This window comes from Arthrobacter sp. E1SS-5 (assembly GCF_057073715.1).
In genome coordinates this window covers 3,070,074-3,091,742 of sequence record NZ_CP172703.1, presented here as the reverse complement: position 1 = coordinate 3,091,742, position 21,669 = coordinate 3,070,074, and the positions used below count along the sequence as shown (strand labels likewise).

Genomic DNA, 21,669 nt, shown 5'->3' with positions numbered 1-21,669 from the left:
TCAGTTGCCTTCCTGGATGGTGACGTTGCTGAAGGTGCCGTCGATCTGCACCACCAGGTGGTTGCCGGGCCTGTCCGTGTTGTAGCTGCTTTCGCGGGTGGTGGTGCCGCCGCGCTGGCCGCTTGCCTCGTTCAGGTTCCCCATGGTCATGTCCGCCTTGATGTCCACGGGCACGTTGTGCGGGATCACCACGGTGACGTTGCTGGCGGTGATGTCCAGGGGAACCACGACGTCGGAGGCCAGGGGGGCGGTTGGGGACAGGCCCGTGAGGTCCACGGTTCCCCGGCCGGCGGTGATGTCGATGCCCCCGCGGGCCTCCTCTATGCTTGCCGGGTTCCAGTCCACCTGCTGGAAGCGCATCCGGCCGTCGTCCACCGTGTTGTAGACGCCACCGGTAACAAGGGCGATCACGGCGAAGAGGCTCAGGATGCCCGCGGTCCGGCCGCGGAGGCCCGCTACCAGGATGCCCAGGCCCAGGACCGCGGCCGCGCTGGCCCACACAATGGCGTTTGCGGAACCGCCCAGGTGGATGAGGTTGGCGGCGTCCAGTGCCTTGAGCCCGCCGCCTACCAGCAAGGCGCAGCCGGTTGCGATGGCGACGGCCGGGGCGCCGGGACCGGACGGCCGGGGCTTTGGCGGCCGCGGCGGGACCCATGGTGCCGGGTAGCTGCTGCCGCCGGGTACTCCGCTGCCGGGGCCGCCCGGTGAGCCACCGCCGGGTGCACCTGCGCCGGGGACCCTGCCCGGGGGAACGGTGCCGGCATACCCGCTGCCGGTTCCCGCGCCTGTGGTGCCGTAGCCGCCTTGGCTGGACCCCGTGCCACCGGGATAGGTGGGCGCACTGCCATAGGTAGGCGCCCCGCCGTAGGTAGGCGCACCGCTGCCGGACGCCGAAGGTTGGCCAGGTGCCGGTGCCGGAGCCGTGCCGGCGGAGAAGGATGACGTGTAGCCCGTGCCGGAGTGTCCCATGGGGTGGGTCGTACCGTGGACAGGTCCGTGGCCGGCCACAGTGGGGTGGGCCTTGTTGCGCTGGGAGAGGTAGTAGACCAGGTAGATCGCGCCGCCCACCCAGAAGACGGTCCACAGCAGGCCGCTCAGCCCGTTGTGGCTCCACCCCCAGAACCCTCCACCCAGGCCCGTTAGTCCCAGGACGGTGGCGATCAGGGAGCCCGTCATGCCGCTTGACCAGCGCCCGGCGCCGGCTTCCTGCACGTGGATCCTGCCATCCGGCTCCGGAAGGAAGGCCCATGCCAGGCCGTAGAGCAGCACGCCGATGCCGGCCAAGAGGGTCAGGACGATGAAGACGCCGCGGATGATGATGGGGTCCACATTCAGCCGGTGGGCGATGCCGCTGCACACGCCGCCGATCCACCGGTCGTTGCCCCGGTAGATACCGTGACTGCGGATCCATCCGAAGAAGTCCGTGGAAGGGGCTGGAGGCGGGCTGTTTTGGAAGGAGTATCCGTTGCCGGGAGCAGCGCCGGGGTTCGCATCAGTACCAGGGCCCGAACCTGCACTATCTCCAGCGGAGGGATCCGGCGCAGGCGCAGAGGGCGTCGAATCGGAAGATGCCAGCGGCTCGGTGGGCCGCTCGCTGCCCGTACCTCGCGGCCCTTCAGGGAGAGGTTCGGCAGGGTGTTCGTCGTCGGGGGAGGGAGTCTGCGAGTTCATACCTCGATCCTCCCGTCCGGGCCCGTTGCCGCTCTACTGGGGGAAACCCTGAACCGTCCCTGAGCTGTCCCCGGGAACAGGCCGGATGCGGTCCGGGCCACCCTGATCCGTGCTTGGATTGATCCATGACAACCCTCCCGGCACGCCCGCCCCTGGCACGGAGCAGCGACCGTGTCATCGCCGGGGTGTGTTCGGGCCTGGCCGCTCACCTGGGCTGGCCGGTCAAGAACGTTCGGTTGGGCATGGTTCTCGCCTCCTTCGCTGGCGGTGCAGGCCTGGTCTTCTACGCGTGGCTGTGGATCATGGTTCCCACGGCGGATGAGGCCGCCCGCCGCAATGCCCGCCGCCCGGCGTCGCCCATTGCCCCGGCCGTAAGCCAGCCAATGCCGGGCCAGCCGATTCAGGGCCCGGCCACCCCGGGCTATCCGGCGCAGGGAGCAGCGCCCGACGCCGGGACGCCAACAGGAGCCGACGGTTCCGTCCCCGACGGCCCGGCATCCGCCGCCCCACCATGGTTCCGGGTGCGCGGCATGCGGTACGGCAAGGAAATCCTCCTGGGCTGCGGGCTCCTGCTGGTGGCCGGAATCATGATTGCCCAGCTGCTGGGCGTGGACGTATCCCTCGGCACGCTGATCCCCGCCGCCGCCGTTCTGGGCGGCGCCTCCATCGCCTGGATGCAACTGGACGAAACCCGGCGCGCCGGACTGGTGGACAAGACCAAGGCGGACCAAGCCGGCGGATGGGGGCGGCTCGCCGCCGGACTGGCCCTGGTGGTGGCCGGCGTGCTGGTGATGGTCTCCGGCTCCGGATCGTGGGAACAGACGTGGCTCGCGCTGCTTGCCTCCGTGGCCGTGCTGGGCGGGGTGGTGCTGGTCCTGCTGCCGTGGGCGCTGAAGTTCTGGCGCGACCTGGAGGCTGAGCGGGCCGGCAGGATCCGGGAGACGGAACGGGCAGAGATCGCTGCCCATCTCCACGATTCCGTGCTGCAGACGCTCGCCCTGATCCAGCGGCGGGCGGGGAATGAGCACGACGTCGTCCGCCTGGCCCGTGCCCAGGAACGTGAGCTGCGGGGCTGGCTGTTCCAGGACCCGGGCCGCGAAAGCGGGCAACTCTCAGACCGCATCAAGGCGGTTGCCGCCGAGGTGGAGGACCTGCTGGGCAACGCCGTGGAGGTGGTCACCGTTGGTGATGCGGCCATGACCGAGGCACACGAAGCCCTGGTCCAGGCCAGCCGCGAGGCCATGCTCAACGCGTCACGCCACGGCGGCGGCACCGTCTCGGTCTACCTGGAGGCGTCGGACGGGCCGGCAGAGATCTTCATCAAGGACAGGGGGCCCGGCTTCGAGCTGGGCGACGTACCGGCGGACCGGCTGGGTGTGCGGGAATCGATTGTTGGCAGGATGAAACGCCACGGTGGTTCGGCTGCCATCATCAGCACGGGGGACGGCACCGAGGTCCGGCTCAAGCTGCCGGCTGCAGCAGAACATGCGGAAGGGAAATCATGAACACGGGCCAAGGGACAGGTACACAGGGGACAGGTGCACTTGGGACAGGCGTCGGAAGCGGCCGCCCCGCCGCCTCCGTGCGGGTGGTCATCGTGGATGACCACGCCATTTTCCGGTCCGGGCTGAAAGCCGACCTCGACGCCAGCATCCAGGTGGTGGGGGAGGCCGCCACGGTGGAACAGGCCATCGCCGTGATCGCGGAACAGCGGCCCGACGTTGTCCTCCTGGACGTACACCTGCCCGGCGGCCTCGGGGGCGGTGGGCGGGAGGTTATCGCCGGTTCCGCCGCGTTGCTGTCCACCACGCGTTTCCTGGCCCTGAGCGTCTCCGATGCGGCCGAGGACGTGGTGGCCGTGATCCGCGCCGGCGCACGGGGCTACGTCACCAAGACCATCTCCGGCGCCGAGATCACCGACGCCGTGTTCCGCGTGGCCGGCGGCGACGCCGTTTTTTCCCCCCGCCTTGCCGGGTTCGTCCTGGACGCCTTCGGAACCGCCCCCGCGGACATCGCCGACGACGAACTGGACAAGCTCTCCGCCCGCGAACTCGAGGTCATGCGCCTCATAGCCCGCGGCTACAGCTACAAGGAAGTGGCCAAGGAACTCTTCATCAGCATCAAGACCGTGGAAACCCACGTGTCGGCAGTGCTGCGCAAGCTCCAGCTCTCCAGCCGCCACGAACTGACCAAGTGGGCCGCGGAGCGCCGCCTCCTCTAACCCAACGCCCGCTCACTTTTGGCAACTGTTTCCCCAACGCCCGCTCAGCTCTTCCGCCTTAAACCCCAACGCCCGCTCACCTTTGGCAACATTTTCCCAAACGCCCGATCAGCTCTTACGCCTTAAACCCAAACGCCCGCGCACTTTCCCTAAGAAAGTGAGCGGGCGTTTGGGTTTTGCCTGTCAAAAGTGAGCGGGCGTTACTGGGCCTTGCCCAGGAAGTCCTGCAGGCGCTGCACACCCGTGGCGAGATCGTCGTCGCCCAAGGCATAGGACAGCCGCAGGAAGCCGGAGGGGCCGAAGGCCTCGCCCGGAACCACTGCCACCTCAACCTCGTCGAGGATCAGCGAGGCCAGCTCGGCGGAGGTCTGCGGCGTGGCGCTGCCGGACGCCGTCGGGAATTCCTTGCCCAGGAGCGCGCGGACGTCCGCGTACACGTAGAAGGCGCCCTTCGGCGTCGGGCATTCAACACCGGGGATGGCGTTCAGCCCGGCGACGATCGCCTTGCGGCGGCGGTCGAAAGCCACCTTCATCTCGTCGACGGCGGTCAGCGGCCCGGAGACAGCGGCGAGGGCGGCAATCTGCATGATGTTGGACACGTTGGAGGTGGCGTGCGACTGGAGGTTGGTGGCCGCCTTGATGACGTCGGCGGGTCCGATCATCCAGCCCACACGCCAGCCGGTCATGGCATAGGTCTTGGCCACGCCGTTGAGGATGACCACCTTGTCGCCCAGTTCCGGGGCAGCAGTGGCGATGGAGGTGAAGGGTACGCCGTCGTAGGTCAGGTGCTCATAGATCTCGTCCGTGACCACCCACAGGCCCTTGGCCGCGGCCCACTTGCCAATCTCGGCCACCTGCTCCGGGGAGTAGACGGCGCCGGTGGGGTTCGACGGCGAGACGAACAAAAGGATCTTGGTGCGGTCAGTGACGGCTGCTTCGAGCTGTTCGACGGTCACCAGGTAGTCCTGTTCCGGTCCTGCGAAGACCTCCACGGGGACGCCGCCGGCCAACCGGATGGCTTCCGGGTAGGTGGTCCAGAACGGGGCAGGCACAAGGACTTCATCGCCCGGATCCACCAGGGTGGCGAACGTGTTGTAGACGGCCTGCTTGCCGCCGTTGGTCACCAGCACCTGTGACGGGTCAACCTTGTAGCCCGAATCGCGCAGGGTCTTCTCGGCGATGGCCTTCTTCAGCTCGGGCAGCCCGCCGGCGGGGGAGTAGCGGTGGAACTTGGGCTGGCCCGCAGCCTCAATGGCTGCCTGGACGATGTAGTCCGGGGTGGGAAAGTCGGGTTCGCCCGCACCGAAGCCAATCACCGGCCGGCCAGCTGCCTTCAGCGCCTTGGCCTTGGCATCGACGGCCAGGGTTGCGGATTCGGCAATGGCGGAAATGCGTTGGGAAACGCGGGCGGCAGACATGGCAGGTCCGTTCTTCGCTTGCAGCCCGGAGGCTGGAATGTGGATTCGACGATTTCTACTCTATGCTGTTCACCGGACCCTCCGGGGTGCCGGTTTTGATTTATGACTGCCCCGCGCAGCAGGTTTCAGGCCGGTGGTTCGGACGGGCCGGAACGGGCTGGTTTTACCTATGCGAAGTTCTTGCGTAGACTGGTTCACCGGTGTTGAAACACGGATGATGACGTGTGCCCCAGTTCAAGCTGGTGTTGGGTCGTCAAAGAGTGGTATTCACTCCATAGGGTAGTGGCGCAATTGGTAGCGCAGCGGTCTCCAAAACCGCAGGTTGCAGGTTCGAGTCCTGTCTGCCCTGCGCAAGCTGTTCCGGGCGGAAGCCCGGAACAGGCGCAGCAACCATGGTTCTGATCAGGGCCGGGTAATCCACCATTGCAAAGATGAGCGAGGACCAGGTGACCGAAACAGCTGCCAGCAGCTCCAAGGGCCGCCCAGCTAAGAAGGAAGCCAAGGCAAGCTTCTTCGCCCGTATTGCACTTTTCGTCCGCCAGATCATCGGCGAACTGAAGAAGGTTGTTGCCCCCACCCGCAAGGAACTGATCAACTACACGCTCGTGGTGCTGGTGTTCGTGGCCATCATGATGGTCATCGTCAGCCTGCTGGACATAGGTTTTGGAACCGCTGTCAGCTGGATCTTCGGCGGTACCGGCTCCAAGGACAGCTAAGGCTGCACGGTCCGCAGGCCGCGTGTTCCGCCCCGAAACAGGGAAGGATGCACCGGTGTGCGGAATTGAGCCATTTAAATAGGCATGTTAGGCAATGAGGAAGCAGGAGACCAAGTGTCTGAGCAGGAGCTCGAGGTAACCGAGACTGGGCTGGAAGAATCCCCGGACGTCACGGCAGAAGCCGGCGAAGAGTCCGAGGTTGAGTCCTCCGCGCCCGAATCCGACGACGCCGCCTCCGACGTTGCCGACGCAGACGCAGAAGCCGGCGACGACGAGACCGACGCCCTTGCCGCCGCGGCAGCCTCTGCAGCTGCAGACCCGGCCGAGGAATTCAAGGCCAAGCTGCGCCGCCAGGAAGGTGACTGGTACGTCATCCACTCCTACGCCGGTTACGAAAACCGCGTAAAGGCCAACCTTGAAACCCGCATCCAGACCCTGGACATGGAAGATTACATCTTCGAAATCCAGGTCCCCATGGAAGAAGTCGTGGAGATCAAGAACGCCCAGCGCAAGGTGATCAACCGCGTCCGCATCCCCGGCTACGTCCTGGTCCGCATGGACCTGACCGACGCCTCCTGGGGTGCCGTCCGCCACACCCCCGGCGTCACCGGCTTCGTCGGCAACGCCCACAACCCGGTCCCGCTGCGTTTGGACGAGGTCTTCTCCATGCTCGCCCCTGTCTTCGAAGAAGAGCAGGCCGAGAAGGGCAAGCCGGTCAACAAGCAGAACCAGGCTCCCGTGGCTGTGGACTTCGAGGTTGGCGAGTCCGTCATCGTCAAGGAAGGCCCCTTCGAGACCCTTCCCGCCACGATCTCCGAGATCAAGCCCGAGTCCCAGACCCTCGTGGTGCTGGTCTCCATCTTCGAGCGCGAAACGCCCGTCACCCTGGCGTTCAACCAGGTCACCAAGATTTGAGAATCCTAGAATTCGTCCCGGCGCCGCCCGCTTAGCGGCACCGGAACGGCCGGCCGCCTTGCCATGGCGGCCAAAAACCTGAGGCACGCTCCTGTGTCCCAGGACGTTATTGAGAGAAGGACCCTACATTGGCTCCCAAGAAGAAGGTCACCGGCCTCATCAAGCTGCAGATCCAGGCAGGTGCCGCCAACCCGGCCCCGCCGATCGGTCCTGCGCTTGGCCAGCACGGTGTCAACATCATGGAATTCTGCAAGGCGTACAACGCTGCGACGGAAGCCCAGCGCGGAAACGTCATCCCCGTGGAAATCACGGTCTACGAGGACCGCTCCTTCACGTTCATCACCAAGACCCCGCCGGCTGCAGAGCTCATCAAGAAGGCTGCAGGCGTTGCCAAGGGTTCATCCACCCCGCACACCGTCAAGGTTGCCAAGCTGACCCAGGCCCAGGTCAACGAGATCGCCTCCACCAAGATGGAAGACCTCAACGCCACCAGCCTCGAAGGCGCAGCGAAGATCATCGCCGGCACCGCCCGCTCCATGGGCATCACCGTCGAGGGCTAATACCCCTTTACCGCTGTCCAGCGTCAGGGTAATTGACGACGACGGGCGGCACTACCGGGAAACCGGCACCACTAAAATTCAAATGTTGGCCATCCGGCCGGATAACGAACCGGATTGGGCGACTGTGGCAGGGCCCGGCGCGGTCCGCAGACCACAACTGCACAAGGAGAAACAAGCAGCATGGCAAAGCGCAGCAAAGCATATGAGGCAGCAGCCGCCAAGATCGATGCAACCAAGCACTACGCACCGCTCGAGGCAGTAACGCTGGCCAAGGACACCAACCCGTCCAAGTTCGACGCCACCGTTGAGGTTGCTTTCCGCCTCGGCGTCGACCCCCGCAAGGCTGACCAGATGGTCCGCGGCACCGTCAACCTGCCCCACGGCACCGGTAAGACCGCCCGCGTCCTGGTCTTCGCCACGGGCGACAAGGCAGAGGCCGCAATCGCAGCCGGTGCCGACTTCGTTGGCTCCGACGACCTGATCGAAAAGATCGCCGGTGGCTGGACCGACTTCGACGCAGCCGTTGCCACCCCCGACCTCATGGGCAAGGTTGGCCGCCTCGGTAAGGTCCTGGGCCCGCGTAACCTGATGCCGAACCCGAAGACGGGCACCGTGACCCCCGATGTCACCAAGGCCGTCAACGACATCAAGGGCGGCAAGATCGACTTCCGCGTCGACAAGCACTCCAACCTGCACTTCATCATCGGCAAGGTCTCCTTCGACACCACGAAGCTGGCCGAGAACTACGCAGCAGCCCTGGAAGAGGTCCTCCGCCTCAAGCCGTCCGCTGCCAAGGGCCGCTACATCCAGAAGGCCACCGTGGCCACCACGTTCGGCCCGGGCATCTCCGTGGACCCCAACGTCACCAAGGTGCTCACCGAGGCGTAGTCCTCGATTGAAGTTCCCGCTCCGGACTGGTTCCTGAGCATAAAGAAGACCGTCCCGGCGCATCAGCGCCGGGACGGTCTTCTTTTTTGCACCCGCGCCTTCTCCAGGCTGGCTGAACCCGTGCCCCGTCCTGCCCTCGCTTCGTCGGTGATTGCCGCCGTCGTACTTCCGCCTGCCCGGCGGGAAAAATGTCCTTCGGCGCGCTCGGCGCCCGGCATGGAATGCCGGCGAAAACCAGCATATGCTGGCGATAAATATTGCACTCGGATTCAGGCCTGCTGGCTATGAAGGTGAGTGGCAGAAACGGCTGGGATGATGCCCGAATGGCAATAGACGTTAAGATCGAGCAGCTCTGGATCCCCGACTCACTGGACACCCCGGACGCTGCGGACTTCCTGGCGGCCGTGGAAGTGGGCCGCAAGGTACGGATGCAGACCTGGGGAAGTGACGATCTCGCCTATGGGCCGCTTGAGAAGCTGTTGGAGTTCGCGGACCCCTATGAGCGCCAGCTGATCCTGGTGGCGAAGGTCGACGCTGCCATCGTGGGCACGGTGGACATCGCGCTGCCCCTGACCGACCATCTTGACCTCGCCGAGCTCACTCTGGACATCCTGCCGGAGTACCAGCGGCAGGGTGTGGGACGCCGGCTGCTGGAGGCCGCCGAACACCTGGCCCGCGGCGAAGGGCGCACCATGATCCTGGTGGACACCAACCACCCCGGCGCGTCGCTGCACGAGTTTCAGCAGGCCCAGCTGGTCCCCGGATCGGGCCAGGGGTTCGTGCCGCTGGAGAGCCGGGAAGTGGAGTTCGCACGGAAGACCGGATACACGCTGCAGCACATCGAGCAGTTCAGTTCCTGCCTTCTTCCTTTGGACACCAAGCTGGTGGCCGACCTCCAAGCCGAAGCGGAGGAGGCCAACAACGGCAGGTACCGGCTGCACCACTGGACGGACCGCTGCCCCGAACGCTGGCTGGAAGCGGTGGCAGCCCTTGAAAACCAGGCCGGAGTGGACGTTGACCCGTCGCTGGATGCGCCGATTGAGCAGGACATGGTGTTCGACGCCGGCATCCTCCGGGAGGCGGAAGACGTTGCCATCGCCCAGGGGAGGCGGACAGTGGTCACCGCCGTGGAGCACATCGCCACGGGAACGCTGGTGGGACTGACCACCATCACGGTGCTGGCGCACCGGGCCGACGTCGTGTTCCAGGACGATACCCTGATCCTGCAGGAGCACCGCGGCAACAAGCTGGGCCTGCTGATCAAGGTGGCCAATATGGAACGGCTCAGCGAGCAGTTCCCGGATGCACGCATTATCTACACCTGGAACGCGCCGGAGAACCGGTACCTGCTGACGGTCAATAAGCAGCTCGGCTTCCAGACGGCGGGGGTCACGGGAATCTGGCAAAAGGAGCTTCCAACCCTACGCACCAGCACCAGTTGAGCCCCGATTTGGCGGGCGGGCCGTGCCTCGCGTAAGCTGGAGGTACCAAAGACCGTCGGTTGTTGGAAATCCACTCTCCTGAACATGGCTCAACTCTGCAGTTGTGCGCTGGGGACCACAGTGGCTTTCCGGACGAAGGACCCTCAACGCAGGGCGGCCGGCGCAGGTGAACGAAGCAAAGCTCCATGGTACAGCCGTGTTGAGCCAAGCCCCGTGCATCTGCGCGGGGCGTTTTTAGTTTTAGCTCTCTTGAGCGGGGACCGTCGAATACCGGCACTATCCCCGGAAGGAGGGTTATGGCAACGCCTACCAAGGTTTCAGCAGTAGCTGAGATCACTAACGATTTCAAGGAATCGAACGCCGCTGTCCTGACCGAATACCGCGGGCTCACCGTTGCACAGCTCAAGCAGCTGCGTGTTTCTCTCGGCCAGGACACCAAGTTCGCGGTCGTCAAGAACACCCTGACCGCCATTGCAGCCAAGGAAGCCGGCGTCGAAGCATTCGACGGCCAGCTTGCCGGCCCCACTGCAATCGCGTTCATCAAGGGTGACGCAGTTGCCGCTGCCAAGAGCCTGACGGATTTTGCCAAGGCCAACAAGCAGCTGGTCATCAAGACCGGCTACTTCGAGGGCAAGGCGCTGGACGCCAGCGAGGTTGCCGCACTGGCTGCCCTCGAGTCCCGCGAGCTGCAGCTCGCCAAGGTTGCAGGCGTCCTCAAGGCCCCTGCTGCCGCAGCTGCACGCATCATCGACGCACTGCGCCTCAAGCTTGAAGAAGAGAACGGTGCACCGGCAGCTGCCGAAGCGCCCGCCGCTGAAGAAGCTCCCGCCGCTGAAGCAGAAGCGCCCGCCGCTGAAGCTCCCGCTGCCGAAGAGAACTAATTCTCTTACCCCCACCAGACTCCGGTGCCTGTCCGGCCCAGCGCCGTTCGGACACCACAACAGGAAGGACGCCTACCATGGCGAAGCTCAGCAACGAAGAGCTCATTGAAGCTTTCAAGGAACTGACCATCATCGAGCTCTCCGAGTTCGTCAAGCTCTTCGAAGAGACCTTCGAAGTTACCGCTGCTGCTGTAGCCGTTGCCGGCCCTGCCGGTGGCGGAGCTGCTGAAGAGGTTGAAGAGAAGACCGACTTCGACGTCATCCTCGAATCTGCCGGTGACAAGAAGATCGCAGTCATCAAGGAAGTTCGCGCCATCACCTCCCTCGGCCTCAAGGAAGCCAAGGACCTGGTTGACAGCGCCCCCAAGGCTGTCCTCGAAGGCGCCAACAAGGAAGCTGCCGAGAAGGCCAAGGAGCAGCTCGAGGCTGCAGGCGCCACCGTTACCCTCAAGTAACAGCGCTTTTTCCTTCGGACACCCCGCCCCACTGCGAACCAGTGGGGCGGGGTTTCCTGCTTTAACCCGGTTTCCGGCGCTAGCCGGGCTCGCTGATGTCGGCCACCACCGCGTCCAGGGCCGCCGTGAGTGCGTCGGCGTCAACAAAGGCGCTGTAGCCGTGGGCGCCGGCCCCCATGGAGATGCGGCGTCCGGTGATCGTGGCGTCGGCGTAGACAGGCCATGCGGTGGTGCTGCCCAGGGGCGTTATGGTGCCCCGCTCATAGCCGGTCGCCTCCAGTGCCGTTTCGGCCGGTGGCAGGGACAGCTTGTTCACGCCCACCAGCGTGCGCAGCTTGGGCCAGGAGATTTGCCGGTCGCCCGGGATCAGGGCGAACAGGAAGGTCCCGTCCTTGTGCTTGACCACCAGGGACTTGACGATGTCCGCCGGGTTGATGCCCAGGATGTCCGCGGCCTCTTGGAGGCTCTTCGCCGCGGGCCGCTCCACCACCTCGACCTGCAGGCCCCGGGCTTCGGCGTCGGCCAGGACCCGTTCCTGTCCGACGCCGTCCGCTCCGTTTCGCGATGCGCCCGCCATTAGTCGCGGTACAGCAGGAGGGCCTCGCCCTGCCCGCCCCCGCCGCAGAGAGATACGGCAGCCTTGCCGGTGCCGCGCCGCTTCAGCTCATGGGCAGCATGGGCGGCCAGCCGGGCCCCGGAGGCGCCAATCGGGTGCCCCAGTGCGATGGCGCCGCCGTGGATGTTGCACTTTTCCAGGGGGTAGTCCAGGTCCTTGAGGGACTGCACCGCGACGGAGCCGAAAGCCTCATTGATCTCGATGAAGTCCAGATCGGAGGTGCTCCAGCCGGCCTTGCCAAGGGCATTCATGATGGCGTTCGAAGGCTGGGAGTGCAGGGAGTTGTCAGGCCCTGCGACCTGCCCCGGCTTTCCCACCACCGCCAGGTACTCCAGCCCGTGCTCCTCCGCGTAGCCGCGCGAAGAGAGCACCAGGGCGGCGGCGCCGTCCGACAGGGGAGAAGAGTTGCCCGCCGTGATGGTGCCGTCGGTGACGAAGGCCGCGCGCAGGCCGGCCAGCGACTCCACCGACGTATTCGGGCGGACGCCCTCGTCGGTATCCACCACCAGCGGGTCGCCCTTGCGCTGCTTGACGCTGACAGGTGCGATCTCGCCGTCGAACGTTCCATTCTTGGCCGCAAGCGCCGCGCGCTGGTGCGACTGGGCAGCCACGTTGTCCTGGGAAGCGCGGTCGATGCCCAGCGTGAGGTTGCGCGTCTCGGTGGACAGCCCCATGGACTGCCCGTCAAAGGCATCAGTCAGGCCGTCGTGTGCGGCAGCGTCCAGCGCCTGGATGGACCCGTACGTCCACCCCTGGCGCGATCCGGGCAGCAGGTGCGGGGCCCGGCTCATCGACTCCTGCCCGCCCGCCACCACCACTGAGGCCTCGCCGGCGCGGATCATTCGGGCGGCATCGATTACCGCCGTCAGACCGGAAAGGCACACCTTGTTGACCGTTACCGCCGGGACGTTCCATCCGATGCCGGCGCCGATGGCGCTCTGCCGTGCGGGGTTCTGTCCGGCCCCCGCCTGGAGCACCTGCCCCATGATGACCGCCTCCACGTCGGTGGCCTCCACGCCGCTGCCTTCCAGTGCGGCCTTGATGGCGTGGGCACCGAGGTCCACTGCCGTGAGGCTTGAGAGTTGGCCGTTGATCCGGCCCTGCGGAGTCCGTGCCGCCCCGAGGATGACAACGTCGCTGCTGTCAGGAGAGTTGACCATGGTTACCACTTTCAATCCGGTTCCGGTGTAGGCCACCAAGGCTATCGTGAGCCTGGTCACCCTACTATTCAAACGCTGGGACGCCTATGTGCATTCCTGGCTTCGGTGCATCCCCGGCAGGGGAGCGGTACCCATCAGCGCATGGTGCACGACGGCGGCTGCTTGCGTAGGGTGGATGGCGAGGCTTTGCGGGGGATGCGCTTTGCGGGGAACCGGCCGGCAGGCGGGACGGACGGAGTGGGAATCATGAAGAAGACAGTGACAGCGGCAGCGATCGCAGTAGCCGCAGGGTGGGCTCTGGCGGGCTGCTCTGTATCCACGCCGGCACCGTCCGCGTCGGCATCGTCCACGCCGGCTCCGGCGGACTCGGCCCAGTCCAGCCCGTCTTCTTCGGCCCCGGGCCGGGAAACGGTGAGCAGCAGCCCCGCAGCCGGCGGCACAGCTGCCGGCACGGCAAGCCAGGGCGCCAACGCGGCCGCCACCCGCGAGGCCTGCGAACTCTTTAATAAGCTGGTGGCGGACTATGGAGCCGTGGCTCCCACTGACTCCAACGGCTACGAAGACGTGTACCTGAAGGCTCAGGATGCAAAGGACACGGTCTCCGGTGACCTCAGGGGGCTGTTCAGTTCCCTGGGTCTGCTGGCGATGGACCGGTCCTCCGCGGCGGAGTCCGGCGGAAAGCCGGCGCAGGAATCCCAGGACGCCGTCAGGGATGCCGTCTTCGCCAACTCCGCGGCGTGCACGGCAGCGGGCGTGACGCTCCGGCTCTGACGCAGGGGGCCGGGAGACGGCAGCTGGGAGCCGGATATCCGGTGCTTGCAATCCGGCCGGATGTGGGGTAGACACGTAGGCCGTTTTGCCGTATCGTAGATATTTGCGTCTTCCCTGTTTACCTTCAGCCTTCATATAGCGGTGGGCAACGCCCGGCAGCTGGCAATCAACGTGCCGTAACAACGGTCACAGCATAGCCAGTTCCGGGTCCCGGGTCATATAGCGGAACCGGATGGTAGCGCTGCGGAGTCACTTCGCAGGGTGCACAGCGGGGGAGATCTGAAAACGCCTGAAGGTCTGTGGAAGGATCCCTCTTGGTCGCCTCGAGCACCTCTAATAACGAAACCGCTAACACTGCCGACAGCACTGATGGTGCCACTCGCCGGCTCTCATTCGCAAAGATTCACGAACCTCTTGACGTTCCGAATCTGCTTGCCCTGCAGACGGACAGCTTTGACTGGCTGGTCGGCAATGAGCGCTGGCAGGCACGCGTGGCAAAGGCTGTCGAAGAAAACGATCTCAGCGTCGCCACCACGTCCGGCCTGTCGGACATCTTCGAAGAGATCTCCCCGATCGAGGATTTCCAGGGCACCATGTCCCTGAGCTTCTCCGATCCGGAGTTCGCTGACCCCAAGTACACCATGGCTGAGTGCAAGGACCGGGACGCCACCTACTCGGCTCCGTTGTACGTCAAGGCCGAGTTCATGAACAACAACACGGGCGAAATCAAGCAGCAGACCGTGTTCATGGGTGACTTCCCGCTAATGACCGAGAAGGGCACCTTCGTCGTCAACGGCACCGAGCGTGTCGTCGTCTCCCAGCTGGTCCGTTCGCCGGGCGCCTACTTTGAGCGCGCCGCCGACAAGACCAGCGACAAGGACATCTTCACTGCCAAGATCATCCCGTCCCGCGGTGCATGGTTCGAGCTCGAGATCGACAAGCGCGACCAGGTTGGCGTGCGCCTCGACCGCAAGCGCAAGCAGTCCGTCACCGTCCTGCTGAAGGCCCTCGGCTGGACCGAAGGCCAGATCCTCGAAGAGTTCGGCCAGTACGACTCCATGCGGGCAACCCTGGAGAAGGACGCCACCGAAACCCGCGAAGACGCCCTGCTGGACATCTACCGCAAGCTGCGTCCGGGCGAGCCGCCCACCGTCGAGGCTGCCCAGTCCCTGCTGGACAACCTGTACTTCAACTCCAAGCGCTACGATCTGGCCAAGGTTGGCCGCTACAAGATCAACCGCAAGCTGGGCATCGACCGCTCCCTTGGCGACAAGGAAGCTTCTGTCCTGCACGTTGAAGACATCGTTGCCATGATCAAGTTCCTCGTCGCGCTGCACGCCGGCGAGAAGACCATCAAGGGCACCCGCGATGGCCAGGAAGTGGACCTGCGCGTCGAAATTGACGACATCGACCACTTCGGCAACCGCCGCATCCGCGCCGTGGGCGAGCTCATCGAGAACCAGGTCCGCACCGGCCTGTCCCGTATGGAGCGCGTTGTCCGCGAACGTATGACCACCCAGGACGTCGAGGCCATCACGCCGCAGACCCTGATCAACATCCGTCCCGTCGTGGCAGCCATCAAGGAGTTCTTCGGAACCTCCCAGCTGTCGCAGTTCATGGACCAGAACAACCCGCTGTCGGGCCTGACCCACAAGCGCCGCCTGTCGGCCCTTGGCCCCGGCGGTCTGTCCCGTGACCGCGCCGGCATGGAAGTCCGTGACGTGCACCCGTCCCACTACGGACGCATGTGCCCCATTGAAACCCCTGAAGGCCCCAACATTGGCCTGATCGGTTCGCTGGCATCCTACGGACGCATCAACCCGTTCGGCTTCATTGAAACCCCGTACCGCCTGGTCAAGGACGGCGTCGTATCCGACGACGTCCAGTACCTGACGGCCGACGACGAGGCCGAGGTGCTGATCGCCCAGGCCAACGCGCCACTGGACGAGAACAACCGCTTCTCCGAAGACACCGTCCTGGTCCGTGCCCGTGGTGGTGGGGGCGAGCCCGTCCTGGTTCCGGCCGAAGACGTTGAGTTCATGGACGTCTCCCCGCGCCAGATGGTGTCCGTGGCTACGGCCCTGATCCCGTTCCTGGAGCACGACGACGCCAACCGCGCACTCATGGGTGCCAACATGCAGCGCCAGGCTGTGCCGCTGGTCCGTTCCGAGGCCCCCGTCGTGGGCACCGGCATGGAGCGCGCCGCCGCCGTCGACGCCGGTGACGTTGTCATCGCCAAGAAGGCCGGTGTGGTCACCGAGGTTTCCGCCGAGCTCGTCATCATGCTCAATGACGACGGCACCGAGACCAACTACCGCATCAACAAGTTCGCCCGCTCCAACCAGGGCAACTGCTACAACCACCGCGTCCTGGTGAACGAGGGCCAGCGCCTGGAAGTTGGCGGCATCATCGCCGACGGTCCGGCAACGGACCAGGGTGAACTGGCACTCGGCAAGAACCTGCTCGTGGCATTCATGTCATGGGAAGGCCACAACTTCGAGGACGCCATCATCCTCTCGCAGCGCATCGTTGCCGAGGACGTCCTTTCCTCCATCCACATCGAGGAGCACGAGATCGACGCCCGCGACACCAAGCTTGGTGCCGAGGAAATCACCCGTGACATCCCCAACGTGTCCGAGGAAGTCCTCGCTGGGCTGGACGAGCGCGGCATCATCCACATTGGTGCGGAGGTTGAAGCAGGGGACATCCTGGTCGGAAAGGTCACCCCGAAGGGTGAAACCGAGCTGACCCCGGAGGAGCGCCTGCTGCGCGCCATCTTCGGCGAGAAGTCCCGCGAAGTGCGCGACACCTCCCTGAAGGTGCCCCACGGCGAGTCCGGCACCGTCATCGGCGTGCGCGTCTTCGACCGCGACAACGACGACGAGCTGCCCCCGGGCGTCAACCAGCTGGTCCGCGTCTACGTGGCCGCCAAGCGCAAGATCACCGACGGCGACAAGCTCGCCGGCCGCCACGGCAACAAGGGTGTTATCTCCAAGATCCTGCCGATCGAGGACATGCCCTTCCTTGCCGACGGCACCCCCGTTGACATCGTCCTGAACCCGCTGGGTGTTCCGGGCCGTATGAACGTGGGCCAGGTGCTCGAAACGCACCTCGGCTGGGTTGCCAAGACCGGTTGGAAGATCGAAGGCGAGCCCGAGTGGGTCAAGCAGCTGCCCAACCTGCCGCGCGAGAGTGGTCCCACCACTGTTGCAACGCCGGTGTTCGATGGCGCCCGCGAAGAGGAAATCACGGGCCTGCTGGATTCCACCAACGTGACCCGCGATGGTGACCGCCTGATCAACTCCTCCGGCAAGACGCGCCTGTTTGACGGCCGCTCCGGCGAGCCGTTCCCGGATCCGATCTCGGTCGGCTACATGTACATCCTGAAGCTCCACCACCTGGTGGACGACAAGATCCACGCACGCTCCACCGGTCCGTACTCCATGATCACGCAGCAGCCGCTGGGTGGTAAGGCGCAGTTCGGTGGCCAGCGCTTCGGTGAAATGGAAGTGTGGGCGCTCGAAGCTTACGGCGCCGCCTACACGCTCCAGGAACTCCTCACGATCAAGTCGGATGACATCCACGGTCGTGTGAAGGTCTACGAAGCGATCGTCAAGGGCGAGAACATCCCCGAGCCGGGCGTTCCCGAATCCTTCAAGGTCTTGATCAAGGAAATGCAGTCGCTGTGCCTGAACGTGGAAGTTCTTTCCACGGACGGAACCACAATTGAAATGCGTGACTCTGATGACGCAGTCTTCACGGCTGCGGAGGAACTGGGCATCGATCTGTCTCGCGCAGAGCCCAGCTCCGTAGAAGAGGTCTAGCAGGCGCCCGTACGACGGCGGGTGGGAACCCGCCGTCGTACGCCGCCTCCCTCATCCCGCACCAAGACTTCAGAATTTAGAGAACAAGAGAGAACAGGGACCATATGTCCAGCGAATCCTCCTTCGGCCTCATGCAGATCGGCCTCGCCACCGCGGAAGACATCCGCGGCTGGTCTTACGGCGAGGTTAAGAAGCCGGAAACCATCAACTACCGCACGCTCAAGCCCGAGAAGGACGGCCTCTTCTGCGAGAAGATCTTCGGCCCGTCCCGCGACTGGGAATGCTACTGCGGCAAGTACAAGCGCGTGCGCTTCAAGGGCATCATCTGTGAGCGCTGTGGCGTCGAAGTTACCCGCGCCAAGGTCCGCCGTGAGCGCATGGGCCACATCGAACTGGCCGCTCCGGTCACGCACATCTGGTACTTCAAGGGTGTTCCGTCCCGCCTGGGCTACCTCCTTGACCTGGCTCCGAAGGACCTCGAAAAGGTCATCTACTTCGCTGCCTACATGATCACCAGCGTCGACGAGGCTGCCCGCCACGAGGAACTGCCCAACCTGCAGGTTGAGCACGACATCGAGAAGAAGCAGCTGATCGACAACCGCGACGCCGACATCGCCGCGATCGCCCGCGACCTCGAAGGCGAAATCGCCCGCCTTGAGGGCGAAGGTGCCAAGGCCGCGGACAAGAAGAAGGCCCGCGACTCCGCCGACCGCCAGATGGCCAACGTGCGCAAGCGTGCCGACGCCGATATCGAACGCCTCGAGCAGGTCTGGGACCGCTTCAAAAACCTGAAGGTCGCCGACCTCGAAGGTGACGAAGGCCTGTACCGCGAACTGCGCGACCGCTACGGCATGTACTTCGAAGGCTCCATGGGTGCCGAAGCCATCAAGAAGCGCCTTGAGAACTTCGACATGCAGGCCGAGTCCGAGGCACTGCGCGACGTCATCGCCAACGGCAAGGGCCAGCGCAAGACCCGTGCCCTCAAGCGCCTGAAGGTGGTCAACGCATTCCTGACCACCAACAACAGCCCGCTCGGCATGGTCCTCGACGCCGTCCCGGTGATCCCGCCGGAACTGCGCCCCATGGTCCAGCTGGACGGTGGCCGCTTCGCGACCTCCGACCTCAACGACCTGTACCGCCGCGTGATCAACCGCAACAACCGCCTCAAGCGCCTGCTTGACCTGGGTGCTCCGGAGATCATCGTCAACAACGAGAAGCGCATGCTTCAGGAAGCTGTTGACAGCCTCTTCGACAACGGCCGCCGCGGCCGTCCGGTCACCGGACCGGGCAACCGTCCGCTGAAGTCCCTGAGCGACATGCTCAAGGGCAAGCAGGGCCGTTTCCGCCAGAACCTCCTCGGCAAGCGCGTCGACTACTCCGGCCGTTCGGTCATCGTCGTCGGCCCGCAGCTGAAGCTGCACCAGTGCGGCCTGCCCAAGCAGATGGCCCTGGAGCTCTTCAAGCCGTTCGTGATGAAGCGCCTGGTTGACCTCAACCACGCCCAGAACATCAAGTCCGCAAAGCGGATGGTGGAGCGCTACCGCCCGCAGGTCTGGGACGTGCTCGAAGAGATCATCACCGAACACCCGGTGCTGCTCAACCGTGCACCTACCCTGCACCGCCTGGGCATCCAGGCGTTCGAGCCGCAGCTTGTTGAAGGCAAGGCAATCCAGCTGCACCCGCTGGTTTGTGGCGCGTTCAACGCCGACTTCGACGGCGACCAGATGGCAGTCCACCTGCCGCTGAGCCCCGAGGCGCAGGCTGAAGCCCGCATCCTGATGCTGTCCTCCAACAACATCCTGAAGCCCTCTGACGGACGCCCGGTCACCCTGCCTTCGCAGGATATGATCATCGGCCTGTACCACCTGACCACCAAGCGCAAGGGTTCAGCCGGTGAAGGCCGCGTCTTCGGTTCGGTTTCGGAAGCCATCATGGCCTTCGACGCCCGCGAGCTGCACCTGAACTCGCAGGTCAAGATCCGCCTCGAAGGCTTCGTCCCGTACGCCGGCTGGGAAGCTCCCGAAGGCTGGGAGCAGGGCGAGCCGGCTCTGGTTAAAACCTCCCTGGGCCAGGTCATCTTCAACGAGACCCTGCCCGAGGACTACCCCTGGGTTGAGGCTGTTGCCGACAAGGGCGAACTGTCCCGCATCGTCAACGACCTCGCCGAGCGCTACCCGAAGGTTGTCACCGCTGCAACGCTGGACAACCTGAAGGATGCCGGTTTCTACTGGGCAACCCGTTCAGGCGTCACGGTCGCCATCTCCGACATCGAGGTTCCTGCTGCCAAGCCGGAAATCCTTGCCGGGTACGAAGAGCGCGCCGCCAAGATCCAGGGCCAGTACGATAAGGGCCTGATCGATGACGACGAGCGCCGCCAGGAGCTCATCGAGATCTGGAACAAGGCCACCAACGACATCGCCTCGGTGATGCGTGAGAGCCTGTCCCCGATGAACACCATCAACCGCATGGTGTCCTCCGGTGCACGTGGTAACTGGATGCAGGTCCGCCAGATTGCGGGTATCCGTGGCCTGGTGGCCAACCCGAAGGGTGAGATCATTCCGCGTCCCATCAAGTCCTCCTACCGCGAGGGCCTGTCGGTGCTGGAATACTTCATCGCCACGCACGGTGCCCGTAAGGGCCTCGCCGATACCGCTCTGCGTACCGCCAACTCGGGTTACCTGACCCGTCGTCTGGTGGACGTCTCGCAGGACGTCATCGTCCGTGAAGAGGACTGCGGCACCGAGCGCGGCCTGGTCACGCCCATCGCCGTCGCCGACTCCAACGGTGAGCTGGTCCTGGACGAGAACGTCGAGAACAGCGCTTACGCACGTACGCTGGCCGTCGACGTCGTGGACTCCGAGGGCAACGTCCTCGCAGCCGCCGGCACTGACTGCGGCGACGTCGTTATCGACGAGCTCTTCAAGGCAGGCATCACCGAGGTCAAGGTCCGCTCCGTACTCACCTGTGAGTCCAGCGTCGGCACCTGCGCCCTGTGCTACGGCCGTTCGCTGGCCACCGGCAAGACCGTGGACATCGGCGAGGCCGTGGGCATCATCGCCGCACAGTCCATCGGTGAGCCCGGTACCCAGCTGACCATGCGTACGTTCCACACCGGTGGTGCTGTGTCCGCCGGTGGTGGCGACGACATCACCCAGGGTCTGCCCCGTATCCAGGAGCTCTTCGAAGCCCGTACTCCGAAGGGTGTTGCACCGATTGCTGAAGCAGCCGGCCGCATCACCATCGAAGAGTCCGAGCGCCAGATGCGCCTGGTCATCACCCCGGATGACGGCTCGGAAGAGATCGCCTACCCGGTGCTGCGCCGCTCACGCCTGCTGATCGAAGACGGCGACCACGTCTCCGTCGGCCAGAAGCTGATCAACGGCCCGGTGGACCCCAAGCAGGTCCTGCGCATCATGGGTCCGCGTGCGGCACAGAAGTTCCTGGTGGACGAAGTCCAGGGCGTGTACCGCAGCCAGGGCATCGGTATCCACGACAAGCACGTCGAGGTTATCGTCCGCCAGATGCTGCGCCGCGTCACGGTCATCGAGTCCGGTGAATCCGATCTGCTGCCCGGCGAGCTCGCCGAGCGCAGCCGGTTTGAGGAAGCCAACCGCCGTGTTGTGTCCGAGGGCAAGACTCCGGCTTCCGGGCGTCCTGAACTCATGGGCATCACCAAGGCGTCGCTGGCCACCGAGTCCTGGCTGTCCGCAGCTTCCTTCCAGGAGACCACCCGCGTCCTGACGCAGGCGGCCATGGAAGGCAAGAGCGATCCGCTGCTGGGCCTCAAGGAGAACGTCATCATCGGTAAGCTGATCCCGGCCGGCACGGGCCTCCCGCGCTACACCGAGGTCACCGTCGAGCCCACTGAAGAAGCAAAGGCCAACCTGTTCACCGGCCCCAGCGCATTCAGTGACTTCTCGTACGACACCCTGGGAGGTGACGGAGCTCCCGAGTTCCACGCCATCCCGCTGGATGACTACGACCTGGGCAACGACTTCCGCTGATAGGCGAAGCCTGACCAAGGGATGGTCCCGCACCGCAAGGTGGGGGACCATCCCCGTTTAACCCCTCGATTAAGGCATAGAGCCTGTCCGTGCTAAACTGGTTACCAATTGTTATTGTGGCAGTGGA

General features: G+C 64.8%; 16 protein-coding genes, 1 tRNA gene and 1 pseudogene. 14 read left to right on the top strand and 4 right to left on the bottom strand.

Going from position 1 to position 21,669, the window contains the following annotated elements; genetic code table 11:
- Positions 1-1,671 carry a PspC domain-containing protein gene (locus ACIGJD_RS14350; protein ID WP_483686733.1) on the bottom strand — a complete coding sequence of 557 codons (1,671 nt, stop codon included), beginning with the start codon at positions 1,669-1,671 and terminating at the stop codon, positions 1-3.
- Between the two features lie 125 nt (positions 1,672-1,796).
- Here ACIGJD_RS14350 and ACIGJD_RS14345 point away from each other — a divergent pair, with 125 nt between their 5' ends.
- Entirely contained in the window at positions 1,797-3,176 is a 1,380-nt protein-coding gene (locus tag ACIGJD_RS14345; protein WP_483686732.1) for an ATP-binding protein, read from the top strand.
- A complete protein-coding gene (locus ACIGJD_RS14340; RefSeq protein ID WP_483686731.1) occupies positions 3,173-3,892 on the top strand; it encodes a LuxR C-terminal-related transcriptional regulator in 720 nt (239 codons plus the stop codon). Before ACIGJD_RS14345 ends, ACIGJD_RS14340 begins: the two co-directional genes overlap by 4 nt.
- Before the next feature lie 200 nt (positions 3,893-4,092).
- Here ACIGJD_RS14340 and ACIGJD_RS14335 read toward each other — a convergent pair whose 3' ends face one another.
- Positions 4,093-5,310: a pyridoxal phosphate-dependent aminotransferase gene (locus ACIGJD_RS14335; protein WP_483686730.1), complete on the bottom strand. Its 1,218-nt coding sequence runs from the start codon at positions 5,308-5,310 to the stop codon at positions 4,093-4,095.
- Positions 5,311-5,586: 276 nt separating this feature from the next.
- Between ACIGJD_RS14335 and ACIGJD_RS14330 the strand changes: the two genes are divergently transcribed.
- The 9 genes and pseudogenes from ACIGJD_RS14330 to rplL all read left to right on the top strand — a co-directional run bounded on the left by ACIGJD_RS14330 (position 5,587) and on the right by rplL (position 11,167).
- Positions 5,587-5,659: transfer RNA gene (locus tag ACIGJD_RS14330), tRNA-Trp, on the top strand.
- Between the two features lie 82 nt (positions 5,660-5,741).
- Positions 5,742-6,026 carry a preprotein translocase subunit SecE gene (gene secE, locus ACIGJD_RS14325; RefSeq protein WP_286398234.1) on the top strand — a complete coding sequence of 95 codons (285 nt, stop codon included), beginning with the start codon at positions 5,742-5,744 and terminating at the stop codon, positions 6,024-6,026.
- Positions 6,027-6,140: 114 nt separating this feature from the next.
- Positions 6,141-6,941 (top strand): transcription termination/antitermination protein NusG, encoded by an 801-nt coding sequence (gene nusG, locus ACIGJD_RS14320; RefSeq protein ID WP_483686729.1) that lies wholly within the window; start codon positions 6,141-6,143, stop codon positions 6,939-6,941.
- 128 nt (positions 6,942-7,069) lie between these two features.
- A complete protein-coding gene (rplK, locus tag ACIGJD_RS14315) occupies positions 7,070-7,501 on the top strand; it encodes a 50S ribosomal protein L11 (protein ID WP_018760472.1) in 432 nt (143 codons plus the stop codon).
- Between the two features lie 180 nt (positions 7,502-7,681).
- Positions 7,682-8,389 carry a 50S ribosomal protein L1 gene (rplA, locus tag ACIGJD_RS14310; protein ID WP_142133078.1) on the top strand — a complete coding sequence of 236 codons (708 nt, stop codon included), beginning with the start codon at positions 7,682-7,684 and terminating at the stop codon, positions 8,387-8,389.
- Positions 8,390-8,606: 217 nt separating this feature from the next.
- A pseudogene (locus ACIGJD_RS14305) lies at positions 8,607-8,705 on the top strand (GNAT family N-acetyltransferase); the annotation flags it as partial.
- 7 nt (positions 8,706-8,712) lie between these two features.
- Complete coding sequence (locus ACIGJD_RS14300) at positions 8,713-9,831, top strand: GNAT family N-acetyltransferase (RefSeq protein WP_483686728.1); 1,119 nt, start codon at positions 8,713-8,715, stop codon at positions 9,829-9,831.
- 296 nt (positions 9,832-10,127) lie between these two features.
- On the top strand, positions 10,128-10,712 hold the full coding sequence (rplJ, locus tag ACIGJD_RS14295; RefSeq protein WP_142133080.1) for a 50S ribosomal protein L10: 585 nt from the start codon (positions 10,128-10,130) through the stop codon (positions 10,710-10,712).
- A 77-nt stretch (positions 10,713-10,789) separates the two neighbouring features.
- Complete coding sequence (gene rplL / locus ACIGJD_RS14290; protein ID WP_018760467.1) at positions 10,790-11,167, top strand: 50S ribosomal protein L7/L12; 378 nt, start codon at positions 10,790-10,792, stop codon at positions 11,165-11,167.
- Positions 11,168-11,246: 79 nt separating this feature from the next.
- Here rplL and ACIGJD_RS14285 read toward each other — a convergent pair whose 3' ends face one another.
- Positions 11,247-11,744 carry an aminoacyl-tRNA deacylase gene (locus ACIGJD_RS14285; RefSeq protein ID WP_483686727.1) on the bottom strand — a complete coding sequence of 166 codons (498 nt, stop codon included), beginning with the start codon at positions 11,742-11,744 and terminating at the stop codon, positions 11,247-11,249.
- Positions 11,744-12,943, bottom strand: coding sequence for an acetyl-CoA C-acetyltransferase (locus ACIGJD_RS14280; RefSeq protein WP_483689508.1), 1,200 nt, complete (start codon positions 12,941-12,943; stop codon positions 11,744-11,746). The genes ACIGJD_RS14285 and ACIGJD_RS14280 overlap by 1 nt, the downstream gene beginning before the upstream one ends.
- A 246-nt stretch (positions 12,944-13,189) precedes the next feature.
- On the opposite strand from ACIGJD_RS14280, the gene ACIGJD_RS14275 reads away from it, so the two are divergent.
- The 3 genes from ACIGJD_RS14275 (at position 13,190) to ACIGJD_RS14265 (ending at position 21,542) form a co-directional block, all read left to right on the top strand.
- Entirely contained in the window at positions 13,190-13,714 is a 525-nt protein-coding gene (locus ACIGJD_RS14275; RefSeq protein WP_483686726.1) for a hypothetical protein, read from the top strand.
- A 314-nt stretch (positions 13,715-14,028) separates the two neighbouring features.
- A complete protein-coding gene (gene rpoB, locus ACIGJD_RS14270) occupies positions 14,029-17,538 on the top strand; it encodes a DNA-directed RNA polymerase subunit beta (protein ID WP_142133082.1) in 3,510 nt (1,169 codons plus the stop codon).
- A gap of 104 nt (positions 17,539-17,642) precedes the next feature.
- Positions 17,643-21,542: a DNA-directed RNA polymerase subunit beta' gene (locus ACIGJD_RS14265; protein WP_483686725.1), complete on the top strand. Its 3,900-nt coding sequence runs from the start codon at positions 17,643-17,645 to the stop codon at positions 21,540-21,542.
- Positions 21,543-21,669: the final 127 nt, after the last annotated feature.

Coding starts and splice junctions, on each gene's coding strand:
- ACIGJD_RS14350 (WP_483686733.1), bottom strand. CDS start 1,671: ATGAACTCGCAGACTCCCTCCCCCGACGACGAACACCCTGCCGAACCT.
- ACIGJD_RS14345 (WP_483686732.1), top strand. CDS start 1,797: ATGACAACCCTCCCGGCACGCCCGCCCCTGGCACGGAGCAGCGACCGT.
- ACIGJD_RS14340 (WP_483686731.1), top strand. CDS start 3,173: ATGAACACGGGCCAAGGGACAGGTACACAGGGGACAGGTGCACTTGGG.
- ACIGJD_RS14335 (WP_483686730.1), bottom strand. CDS start 5,310: ATGTCTGCCGCCCGCGTTTCCCAACGCATTTCCGCCATTGCCGAATCC.
- secE (WP_286398234.1), top strand. CDS start 5,742: ATGAGCGAGGACCAGGTGACCGAAACAGCTGCCAGCAGCTCCAAGGGC.
- rplA (WP_142133078.1), top strand. CDS start 7,682: ATGGCAAAGCGCAGCAAAGCATATGAGGCAGCAGCCGCCAAGATCGAT.
- ACIGJD_RS14300 (WP_483686728.1), top strand. CDS start 8,713: ATGGCAATAGACGTTAAGATCGAGCAGCTCTGGATCCCCGACTCACTG.
- rplJ (WP_142133080.1), top strand. CDS start 10,128: ATGGCAACGCCTACCAAGGTTTCAGCAGTAGCTGAGATCACTAACGAT.
- rplL (WP_018760467.1), top strand. CDS start 10,790: ATGGCGAAGCTCAGCAACGAAGAGCTCATTGAAGCTTTCAAGGAACTG.
- ACIGJD_RS14285 (WP_483686727.1), bottom strand. CDS start 11,744: ATGGCGGGCGCATCGCGAAACGGAGCGGACGGCGTCGGACAGGAACGG.
- ACIGJD_RS14280 (WP_483689508.1), bottom strand. CDS start 12,943: ATGGTCAACTCTCCTGACAGCAGCGACGTTGTCATCCTCGGGGCGGCA.
- ACIGJD_RS14275 (WP_483686726.1), top strand. CDS start 13,190: ATGAAGAAGACAGTGACAGCGGCAGCGATCGCAGTAGCCGCAGGGTGG.
- ACIGJD_RS14265 (WP_483686725.1), top strand. CDS start 17,643: ATGTCCAGCGAATCCTCCTTCGGCCTCATGCAGATCGGCCTCGCCACC.